Source organism: Streptococcus sp. HMSC034B05 (assembly GCF_001809055.1).
In the GTDB taxonomy this organism is placed as follows: Bacteria; Bacillota; Bacilli; order Lactobacillales; family Streptococcaceae; genus Streptococcus; species Streptococcus constellatus.
The window spans coordinates 54711-65366 of the sequence record NZ_KV795590.1 but is presented as its reverse complement, the minus strand read 5'-3'; the positions used below and the strand labels follow the sequence as shown (position 1 = coordinate 65366).

9 protein-coding genes, 2 tRNA genes and 2 pseudogenes are annotated in these 10656 nt (G+C 36.8%); 1 reads left to right on the top strand and 12 read right to left on the bottom strand.

Going from position 1 to position 10656, the window contains the following annotated elements:
* Positions 1-408 (top strand): IS3 family transposase (locus tag HMPREF2542_RS10050; protein ID WP_083278798.1); only part of this gene is annotated, 408 nt, incomplete at its 5' end.
* 82 nt (positions 409-490) lie between these two features.
* On the opposite strand, the pseudogene HMPREF2542_RS09425 reads toward HMPREF2542_RS10050, so the two are convergent.
* The 12 genes and pseudogenes from HMPREF2542_RS09425 to HMPREF2542_RS01370 all read right to left on the bottom strand — a co-directional run.
* Positions 491-985: pseudogene (locus HMPREF2542_RS09425) on the bottom strand (sensor histidine kinase); the annotation flags it as partial.
* A 4-nt stretch (positions 986-989) separates the two neighbouring features.
* Positions 990-1713, bottom strand: a pseudogene (locus HMPREF2542_RS01420) (ABC transporter permease).
* Positions 1714-1728: 15 nt separating this feature from the next.
* The gene (locus HMPREF2542_RS01415) at positions 1729-2598 is read right to left on the bottom strand and encodes an ABC transporter ATP-binding protein (RefSeq protein WP_058670180.1); all 870 of its coding nucleotides are present in this window, start codon (positions 2596-2598) and stop codon (positions 1729-1731) included.
* 372 nt (positions 2599-2970) lie between these two features.
* Positions 2971-4638, bottom strand: a complete 1668-nt coding sequence (locus HMPREF2542_RS01410) for a DAK2 domain-containing protein (protein WP_006270062.1) — start codon at positions 4636-4638, stop codon at positions 2971-2973.
* Between the two features lie 2 nt (positions 4639-4640).
* Entirely contained in the window at positions 4641-5006 is a 366-nt protein-coding gene (locus HMPREF2542_RS01405; RefSeq protein WP_003025907.1) for an Asp23/Gls24 family envelope stress response protein, read from the bottom strand.
* 193 nt (positions 5007-5199) lie between these two features.
* Positions 5200-5388 carry a 50S ribosomal protein L28 gene (gene rpmB / locus HMPREF2542_RS01400; RefSeq protein WP_003025909.1) on the bottom strand — a complete coding sequence of 63 codons (189 nt, stop codon included), beginning with the start codon at positions 5386-5388 and terminating at the stop codon, positions 5200-5202.
* 134 nt (positions 5389-5522) lie between these two features.
* Positions 5523-6185, bottom strand: a complete 663-nt coding sequence (locus tag HMPREF2542_RS01395) for a LiaF transmembrane domain-containing protein (RefSeq protein WP_049482233.1) — start codon at positions 6183-6185, stop codon at positions 5523-5525.
* 5 nt (positions 6186-6190) lie between these two features.
* Positions 6191-6637 carry a LytTR family DNA-binding domain-containing protein gene (locus tag HMPREF2542_RS01390; RefSeq protein ID WP_003073783.1) on the bottom strand — a complete coding sequence of 149 codons (447 nt, stop codon included), beginning with the start codon at positions 6635-6637 and terminating at the stop codon, positions 6191-6193.
* Between the two features lie 208 nt (positions 6638-6845).
* Positions 6846-6918, bottom strand: a tRNA-Thr gene (locus HMPREF2542_RS01385).
* 150 nt (positions 6919-7068) lie between these two features.
* On the bottom strand, positions 7069-7950 hold the full coding sequence (locus tag HMPREF2542_RS01380) for a class II fructose-bisphosphate aldolase (RefSeq protein WP_003070319.1): 882 nt from the start codon (positions 7948-7950) through the stop codon (positions 7069-7071).
* Between the two features lie 183 nt (positions 7951-8133).
* Positions 8134-8219: transfer RNA gene (locus HMPREF2542_RS01375), tRNA-Leu, on the bottom strand.
* 186 nt (positions 8220-8405) lie between these two features.
* The gene (locus HMPREF2542_RS01370) at positions 8406-10364 is read right to left on the bottom strand and encodes a peptide ABC transporter substrate-binding protein (RefSeq protein ID WP_058670179.1); all 1959 of its coding nucleotides are present in this window, start codon (positions 10362-10364) and stop codon (positions 8406-8408) included.
* Positions 10365-10656 lie beyond the last annotated feature (292 nt).

Here is a 10656-nt window from a genome sequence, read left to right as displayed (position 1 = left end):
GTCTTTATAGATATCTATAGCAGAAAAATTGTAGGTTGGGCGATGGGAAATCGCATGCAAGACCAGTTGGTAACAGATGCTTTTAATCAAGCTTATCATAGAGAAAGACCTAAGGAAGGATTAATAGTCCATACAGATCAAGGTTCACAATATACCGGAGCACGATTCCAAGACTTGCTTAGGAAGAAAAAATGCAAATCTAACATGAGTCGAAAAGAGAACCCTTACCTTATGGAATCCTTTTATAAAACATTAAAAAGAGAGCTTGTCAACGATGCACATTTTGCATCCATTGAACAAGCTCAACTTGAAATCTTTAAATACATTGAAACCTATTATAATCCAAAACATCTTCATTCTGCATTAGGATATCGGTCACCAATAGAATTTGAGACAAATAGTCTCTAATCCACTTAACTTTGTGTCTACTTTTTCTTGACATATCCACTAATAGTGTTTTTCTACTGTCCCATTTTGGGGGTGCAGTGCCAGCGTTTTGCTTCATTTTTTCTTCCTTGATTTGCTCAGAAAGCTGTATTCGATGAAGACCAAAAGTCATTAAGTCTGAAAATAGAAAAGTAACCAATAAAAACGAAAGATAGGAGATATCAACTGGATTTTTCATATAAAGACTAATTAGAAGAAGGGGTTGCAAGGTCAAAAAACTCCCAAAGCGCCAGGATTTAAAAGACATCTCCTTAAAATGATAAACAAAAAGATTGGAAAGATAAAAAATGTACCAGACAAAACCAGAATTCAACTAAATCGAGCTATAGAAAGTATAGACAAGTAAAATCAACCACGAAATCTGTTGAAACATTTTATGATTACTTAGCAAAATCGTATAATACGCACCGATAAAAATAGCTGTCCACAGCAAGGTTAAAAGCGGGTAATCACCACTTGTGACACCCGCTATCGGAAAAAAGATAAAAACTACAGCAACATGAAACACATGGTGAATATTTTTAAATTTTTCCCACATCAAATTATTTTACCTCAATCCGTTTTTTATGCACAAAATCAAACCACTCACACACAAGGTAAATACAACTAAGTTAGAGTACAGAACCCCAATCAAGACGATGCTGGTTCAAATAGACAGAAATCAAGTTCATCAATTGATAAGTTGGCAAAGTTTTGCCGATTGCCTGCATCAAACTCGGAAACATCGTCAATGGAAACCAAAGCCCATCGAGAATAGCTAAGGTCATATAAACAATATTGCCAATCACAGAAACAAACTGTGTATTCGGAATCAGCGCTAGCAACAGTCCAAGTACAACAAAGGCTGCACTCCCCATCATCAATATCCCTGCCGATACAAACCAATCCATCATTGGCACATTCACATGACGGACGATATGCCCAACTGAAAATACGACTGTAATCGCAGGCAAGTAATCTATCATCATCGCCAAAAACTTAGATATATAATATTCTACCACAGAAACAGGAGAATGAACGATTGTTTTCTGCCAATTACTAATTTTATCTGTATGCAATGTACTAGGAAAAGAGAAGAAAGCTGTTGACATCATATTAAAGGCTGTCATTGAAAACAAATAATCTCGCAAAAAATTACTTGGTAGAGTATATTCCAGAGAACAATAGATAAAAATCCGTCGGCATCCCAATAGACAATAAATAGTAAGTCACTTGTCGTTTTGCCAATATCAATTCGATTTCCATTAAACTCATCAATTGTTTCATCACAAACTCCTATTCTTATGTTGTCTCAAAAATACTATCCAACAACGTTCGGTTGCGTACTTCAATTTCCTCAATCGTACAGCCATTATGAATCAAGACTTGCCATACTTTACTGGCCTCTTTAGTTGCAAAGGACAGAGCACTTTGCTTGATTTCGATTTCGGTTGCTTCAGGTAAGTTTTCTACAATAGCTCGGTAAGAAAGTGGAATAGTGAAGTGTTTTTCCTGTTCCTCACTACGCATGGCATACGGCGTCGTATCTCGGATTAGTTCTCCCTTATGTAGCACTAAAATACGATCCGCTGTATGCTCCACTTCTTCGATATAGTGAGAAGAATAAACAATAGTCACACCATTTTTCTTTAGTTCATCCACAACTTCCCAAAAATGCTGTCTTGTAGAAGTATCCATAGCAGAAGTTGGTTCATCTAAAAAGAGTATCTTTGGACGCCCGATAAGAGCTAAAACAAAAGAAAGTAACCGTTTTTGACCACCAGATAATTTACTGGCCAACTGTTCTTTTTGCTTATCCGTAAATTTCAACAGAATATCAACTTCCTGATCGCTCAGACTATTTGGGTAAATACTTTGGAAAAAGTTTAATAGTTCATTTACCTTCAAATCTGCCACGACTGTGTTTTCTTGTGGCAAAATAGCAACTACCTGTTTCAATTGATTATTTGTCGACTGCAAACTCTGAATCCTGACCTGTCCACCTGTAAGAAACTTATCGCCCAACAAGCAATCCATTAGTGTCGTTTTCCCAGCACCATTTGGACCAATCAACGCCACACATTCTCCATCGTTAATTGTAAAAGAAATATTTTTCAAAATTTCTTTCCCACGAATCTCTTTGGACAAATCCTTTACTTTAATCAAATTCATCTTTTTCCTCCTTTATAAGTACATACATAAAGACTGAGCAATCAAGATTGCAAAGACACTCCAAAAATAGTGTAAAATACCAGCAGTCCTATCTTGATTGGAAATCCTACTTCCAAAGAACAAGCTGTACAGAATACTCGTTATCAGTCTTCATCAAGATATTACATTATAATGACCAATTCTCATTGATTGCTGAATCACTAAAATATAGAGAGCTGAACATCTTTTTCATAAACCAGCTGCCTTTCCTTTTGATAATTCTATTATATATTTTGTCAAAAATTCCAACTAGATGATTTTGTCATCGTTTCACATGACAAATGTCACAAAAAAGGCGACTCGGTTGAGTCGCCTTTCAATGATTCTTTGATTTTATTCAACACTAAAAAGATATGGATAAACTGGTTGTCCACCTTTATGGATTTCCACTTCTACATCTTCAAATTTTTCAGTAATATCTTGAGCCAATTCATTGGCCAAATCTTCACTTCCATCTTCACCGATGTAAATCGTCACAATTTCGCTGTCTATATCTAACATTTTACTGAATGTTTCATTCAATGTTGTCAACATATCCGGATTAGACACAACAATTTTTCCATCTACCATACCAAGATTATCGTTTTCATGAATTTCCAATCCATCAATCGTTGTATCGCGAACAGCTGTTGTCACACTACCACTTATCACATCCGTAAGAGCAGCCGTCATTCGGTCATGATTTTCCTCAATAGATTTACTTGAATCAAAAGCCAATAGGCTTGTTAAACCTTGCGGAATCGTTCTTGTTTCTATTACTGCAGCAGGTTGTTCAATTACCTCAGCTGCCGATTGTGCCGCCATGAAAATATTCTTATTGTTTGGCAAGATAATGATATGGCGAGCATTGACCTGTTCAACTGCCTTAATAAAATCTTCTGTTGAAGGATTCATCGTTTGACCACCGGAGATGATGTAGTCTACTCCTTGTGCCTTAAAGATTTCTGCCAAACCTTCACCAGCCACAACTGCAATAACAGCATACTCCTTTTCTTCAGCAGTTTGCTTGTTCTCACGCTCTTCCTTTTCAACTTGTGCATCATGTTGATTGCGCATATTATCTACTTTGACTTTGACAAGGCTTCCATATTTTAAGCCTTCCTGCATGACTAAACCTGGATCTTCCGTGTGGACATGAACCTTTACAATTTCGTCATCATTGACGACAAGGAGTGAGTCCCCCAATTCATTCAAATAATTGCGAAATTCATCATAATCAAATTCTTTTACATACGTTGGACCTTTTTTCAAAGCCACCATGATTTCAGTACAATAACCGAATTTGATGTCTTCTGTTGCCACATGACTCGCTACTGACTTATGATGCTCTGCATTAATCATTTCCGTCATTGTTGCAGGCGTTGCCTGAAACTCTTCAGATGCAATGTATTCACCTGTCAACGCTGCCAAAAAGCCTTCATAGATGAACACCAAACCTTGACCACCAGAGTCCACAACTCCCACTTCCTTTAAGACCGGAAGCATATCTGGTGTCTTCGCAAGAGCTATCTTAGCACTTTCAAGAGCAGCCTTCATCACCTCAACAGCATCGTCTGTTTCTTCTGCTTTTTTTCTAGCACCGATTGCAGCCCCGCGAGAAACAGTTAAAATCGTTCCTTCAACAGGCTTCATCACAGCTTTGTAGGCCACTTCAACTCCAGACTGAAAAGCAAGAGCTAAATCTTGTCCTGTTAATTCTTCCTTTTCTTTCACACTCTGAGAGAAACCACGGAAAAGCTGTGAAGTAATAACACCAGAATTCCCACGCGCCCCCATCAAGAGACCTTTTGCAAAAATTCCAGCCACTTCACCAACAGTAGAAGCAGATTTATCTGCAACTTCCTTTGCTCCATTTTCAATGGTCATTCCCATATTGGTACCTGTGTCACCATCCGGCACAGGAAAAACATTTAAAGAATTGACATATTCAGCCTGTTTATTCAAACGAGTAGATGCAGACTGCACCATTTCTTGAAATAAACTAGTAGTAATATTTGACACGATTATTCTCCTACAACTTTAATATTTTGGATATAGACATTTACTGTTTCAGCAGTAATTCCAAGCTGATTCTCAAGACTGAATTTCACACGCTCTTGAATATTTTTAGACACTTCACTTATCTTAGTACCATAGCTCAAAACTGTATACACATCAACAGCAATGCTTCCTTCTTCCGTTGTTTTTACTACAACACCTTTTGCATAATTTTCTTTGCCCAACAAAGCTTGGAAATTATCCTTAATGGCATTTTTACTGGCCATTCCGACTACACCAAAAATTTCAGTTGCCGCTCCGCCAACGATTGTCGCAATAACATCATCTGTCAGCTCGATTTGACCATCTTTTGTATTGATTTTTACAGTCATAATTTCTACCTCAAAAGTATTTTATAGTTTATTTTACCATATTTTACGCGGACTGTACAAGAGAGAGTACATTATTAAAAAGGATTCAATCAATATGGAATGTTTCTTTTACTTATCTTAAAACAAACATATCCGTAATCCGCTTTCTTATGCAAAAGAAAATGAACCTCTCAAAGGTCCATCCTTTCGTTAATTAAACGCGTTCAACTTTGCCAGATTTAAGGGCGCGTGCTGAAGCCCAAACTTTCTTAGGTTTACCATCAACTAAGATTGTCACCTTTTGAAGATTTGGTTTCACAGTACGTTTTGTTTGGTTCATTGCGTGAGAGCGGTTGTTTCCTGATACGGTTTTACGACCTGTAAAGTAACATACTTTTGCCATTTATACTTGTCCTCCTGATTAGTTTCACGGGCTTTATACCACATACCGTAAAATTTTATCACAATTTTTAAGATTTTGCAAGACTATTTTTCTTATATTTCAAAATTCAAGTAGATCAGTGACTTTCTTAAATTTTAAATATAAATAATTCCTAAGCGACCAAAAGATACATCTCCTTTTACATAAAGAGTCTTATCTTTCTCATTGATATTACGGGGATTCGTCACTGTACCAAAAGCATTATCCACATCTAACTCTACACGCCAATTACTTGGTACATATAATGTAGCATTCCCAAAAGATACATCAATATCAAAAGTTGCAGAGTCTCCTTTAATGATAGCATTGTCAAAATAAACCGTAGCATTCCCAAAAGCACAATCTAGTGTTTCATAAGTAAAATCATCCGAATGGATATAGCGTGTACCACTTCCAAAATTGATGTCTCCATTTATGACACGACGAGCATTTTGACCATGATAAATACCCCAAATTCGTTTTGGTTTGAAAATCAATCCAATACCAATAGAAGCCAAAATCCCTGCTAGGAAAATCGTTCCAGATGAGATGGGCAAAAAGTGATAGCTGCTATTTGCAACGATTAGGGAAATAATGGCTAAAATAACCCCGCCAGATAAATTTCCTCTCCAAAAATTTTCAAGTGCAAGGTAAGCAAAAACCAACACAATAAGTAGTGGCCAAAAATTGAAGCGAATAGATGGTATACCAAAATTCCCTTGCAACAGTATCCAACCAGCCAGTACTAAAAGCCCTACTCCAAATAATGTTTTTCTCATAATATTTACCTCATTTCACCTAATTTTTCTTTTAAGAATTGAAAATAATGCCTAGATACATGTACTTGCTTATGGGTATCATAAAAGCGAATACTGCTAGTTCCTGAAAAAGACTTTTCTAATGAATAAATTGCTTTAATATTCGTAATCGTTGATTTAGAAATACGACAGAAATACCGCGGCAAACATTCTTCTAGCTCATACAATTTCAGTTTGACTTCATAAGCATTATTTCGAGCATGCGCAAAAATTTTATTTCCATCCGTTTCAAAGAAGAGGATATCTGCTAAATCAACATAATATTCACTCGTATCTTTGTAAAAAAGTATAGATGGCTTGGCAACTTCTTCCAAAGAACGTTGAATGCGCTCTATCTGTTCATCAAAGCGAGGTGCCTTAATGACAATTTCTGCTTCTTCCAGATTCGAATCTAACTCTACTCGAATTTTCATAAACGCTCCCCTCGCTTTTCTTTATTTTATTATAACAATTGTCGCATGAAATTCAAGAGCTTTTCAGTAAGTGGTTCATTTGGATAGGTAAGTGGTCGTGAAATCTGAATAGCTTACTTGTTTTTCATGAGCTGACCAGATTATAGCCCCTTTTTACGTACTGTATAAACAACAAAAAAGCCTTCAATTCAATGAAGACCTTCAATGATGCCGATTATAGGGCTTGAACCTACGACCTACGCGTTACGAGTGCGTTGCTCTACCAACTGAGCTAAATCGGCGAAATAAACGTATAAATCTATTCTAGCATGCAAATTTGATTTGTCAAGAGGAAAAGAAAAAATAATGAATCCTATACTACATCACAAACAACTCAAGTCAAAAGAAAATCCCGCCAAAGCGAGATTTTCTTTTTTATTTGGTAAGCTTAATTAAGCTTTACCTTCTGAACCGAATACGTCGATACGTTCTTCAACAGCTTCTGTAATTGCTTCGAAACCTGGTTTCAAGAATTTACGTGGGTCAAAGAGTTTCTTCTTATCGTATTCTGCTTCGTTTGCTTCGTATTCAGCAGCAAATTTACGAGTAGCTTTAGCAAAAGCAATTTGACATTCAGTGTTCACGTTAACTTTTGCCACACCCAATTTGATAGCTGCTTGGATTTGGTCATCAGGAATACCTGAACCACCGTGCAATACGATTGGGAAGCCAGGAACAGCTTCTGTCAATTTTTGCAAGTGATCAAGGTGAAGACCTTTCCAGTTAGCTGGATATGGTCCGTGAATGTTCCCAATACCTGCTGCAAGGAAGTCAATTCCAGTTTCAACCATTGCTTTTGCATCTTCGATTGGAGCCAATTCACCGTCACCGATGATACCGTCTTCTTCGCCACCGATTGTGCCAACTTCAGCTTCCACTGATACTCCATTTGCATGCGCAAATTCAACCACTTTACGAGCTTTTTCAAGGTTTTCTTCAACTGGAAGATGAGAACCATCAAACATAACTGAAGTATAACCAACTTTGATACATTCAAGTGCATCTTCATAATGACCATGGTCAAGGTGAATAGCAACTGGTACAGTAATTCCCATTGATTCTACAAGGCTTTCAATGAGGAGTTTACATACTTTATAACCACCCATATATTTAGCAGCACCCATAGAAGTTTGGATAAGAACTGGAGCTTTTTTAGCTTCTGCTGCACGCAAGATAGCTTGAGTCCACTCAAGGTTGTTTGTATTAAATCCACCAACTGCATAACCATTGTCACGAGCTGCTTGGACAAATTTTTCTGCTGAAACGATTGCCATTAGTATTAGGCCTCCTATTTATTTTTATGGGTTTCCCCACTTACATTGTTTATTTTATCACTTTTCAGGAAAAAATACCAGCATTTCCTAATCTTTTAAGCGTTTTCTCATATAAAACAATTTTCTCATTCTCATATTTCAAAATGGCAAAATAAAAAAACTGACCGAAGCCAGCCTATCTGATGCGGAGAGAGGGACTTGAACCCTCACGACCTAAAGCGGTCACAGGATCCTTAGTCCTGCGCGTCTGCCAATTCCGCCATCCCCGCGATTGAGTACTTTATTAGTATAACAAGATAGAACCACCTTGTCAAGAAATTTTTTTGAAAAAATGGAACTGTCAGTAAACAATCCGAAACATGCATTTTAAGCAGTATCGTTTTAAAACAGCTCTTTTCGTACAAAAAAGAAACTTCTATGAAACTTATCGTTCATAGAAATTTCTTGTACCCGTTTTATTTTACATGATTTTCATAATCATCTTGTGCTTTTTGATTAGACGCTTCTTTTTCTTTCAGCCATTTCTTTTTAGCACTTTCGTATTCTTTAGTCGTCACAATTTTATCTTGTAATTCAACATATTTAAAGTAGTTGCTTGAACCACCTTTAATCCCTACCAGAGAATACGAACGACTAAACGGAACAGTCTTTGTCACAGACGGCGTCCCTCCAAGAGAGAGATTGGGCATTGTCAAAGCACTATCAATCAACCACGCTTGTGCTTCAGCATATTTTTCATAACGCTTCGTCTCATTGGTTTCAGCATTTGCTTCCTCAAGCATTGTAGTATAGGTATCCAAACCAACAGCCTTTATCTTAGCATTCTCTTGACCTGGTTCTAAGCCAAAGTTCTGCAAACTACCACCATTTTTAGTATTCAAGGTATCTAGATAAGTGGATGGGTCTTGATAGTCTCCTGACCAACCGCCATTGTACAAGTCATAATCTTTTTGAGCGGCAGTATTGGCAAAATAACTGATATTGTTCAGTTCATCTGAGCTCATCTGCTGAATATCAATCACAACATTATCGGCTCCTAAGACAGACTCAACAGATTGTTTCATAGAACTTTCCCACTGAACACCGATTTTACTAGTTTGATCAGCTGGTACGTCTAAGTGAATGGGAAATTGAACACCTTTGGCCTGCAATTCTGCTTTTGCCTGAGAAAATTTAGCTTTTGCTTTTTCTGGATTGTAGTAAGCATCTTGCGCATCAGTCAGATTCATATTAGACCATTCTGAACCATAATTTACTAACTTAGAGGATACCACATCGCCAAAAGTCTTATCTCCAATGGAAACAAATGTTGGTGGCACGAGCGTGTTCCGCAACACCTTTGTTGCACCATCTTTCCCATTACTTTGTGCACCGTAAGAAGTGCGGTTATAAGCAAAGTTGATAGCTTGACGAAAGGCTTTGTTTAGTACCGCTTCTTGCGTTGAAGATTTTTGAGCATCTGTTTTCTTAGATGTGTGATTGTAAGACTGACGATTTAAGTTAAAATTGTAATAATAACTAGTTGCATCTTGTAAACTATAGATGATATTGTTGGCATATTGTTTCTTGACAGAAGCAAAACTTGAACTATTTGGATAGAGACGAGCCGCACTATAGGCGCCATCTGTGAAGTTTCGGATAAGCGCTTCTTGGTCTGATCCATCATAATAAGTCAATTTGATATTGTCCAAGTGAACATTCTTTTTATCATAGTAATGAGGATTTTTAGCAAATTCCATAGAGGATTTAGCCGTCAAAGACTTCAGCAGATATGGACCGTTGTAAAGAATGCTACTCGGTTTCACAGAACCAAAATTCTTTCCTTGCGATTTCAAAAAGTCCGAATTCACTGGAAAGAGAATATTATTAGTTGTTTTTGAATTCCAATAAGGTTCCGTACGACTTAAAGTATACTGTACTGTATAATCATCTACAGCTTTCACACCAACTGTTGAAAAATCTTTTGTCTCCCCTTTGATATACGCATCTAATCCTTTGACAGAATCTTGCACAAGGTAAAGGGCTTCAGATTTATTATCTGCAGCATATTTCAAACCTGTCACAAAGTCTTGTGCTTTTACACCTGCGTACTCTTCACCTTCTGATGTGTACCATTTTGCGTCTTTACGTAATTTATAGGTATAGGTCAAACCATCTTTGGAGACTGTCCATGACTTAGCGAGTGCTGGAACTAAGTTTCCGTATCGGTCATTTTCTAATAATCCATCAACTAAATTGGTCACAACATCTGAAGTTGTCGCACGATTAGCCATCAGATAATTCAACGTATCTGGATCTTGTGTATACACATATGAGTATGTTGACGTATTAGAAGTTGACTTGCCACAACCTGCTAATAAGATTCCAGTGCTTAGCACAACTCCCGTTGCAATAATCCATTTTGATGATTTCATAGATAAACCTCCTCTAATATCACATTTAATTACATCGCATATTATGCCAAAACAGTTTTAAAAAGTAAAAATCATTTTTAAACAAAAAATATTATCCATTTAAATAATAGTCATTTGTTGGGTTATACAATCAAAATAGTTTTAATTATGCATAAAGAATCAAAAATTACAAATTCCGCTATCTAGACTAAGTTGAATAAACATTCTTTTTAAGTTAAAAAAATAAGATACTCTACTTTATTAAAACAGCAACCGCTACCCTCCTTTGACTAAATATTGAACCTATTATACA

Coding starts and splice junctions, on each gene's coding strand:
- HMPREF2542_RS01415 (WP_058670180.1), bottom strand. CDS start 2,598: ATGAATTTGATTAAAGTAAAGGATTTGTCCAAAGAGATTCGTGGGAAA.
- HMPREF2542_RS01405 (WP_003025907.1), bottom strand. CDS start 5,006: ATGACTGTAAAAATCAATACAAAAGATGGTCAAATCGAGCTGACAGAT.
- rpmB (WP_003025909.1), bottom strand. CDS start 5,388: ATGGCAAAAGTATGTTACTTTACAGGTCGTAAAACCGTATCAGGAAAC.
- HMPREF2542_RS01395 (WP_049482233.1), bottom strand. CDS start 6,185: ATGAGAAAAACATTATTTGGAGTAGGGCTTTTAGTACTGGCTGGTTGG.
- HMPREF2542_RS01390 (WP_003073783.1), bottom strand. CDS start 6,637: ATGAAAATTCGAGTAGAGTTAGATTCGAATCTGGAAGAAGCAGAAATT.
- HMPREF2542_RS01380 (WP_003070319.1), bottom strand. CDS start 7,950: ATGGCAATCGTTTCAGCAGAAAAATTTGTCCAAGCAGCTCGTGACAAT.
- HMPREF2542_RS01370 (WP_058670179.1), bottom strand. CDS start 10,364: ATGAAATCATCAAAATGGATTATTGCAACGGGAGTTGTGCTAAGCACT.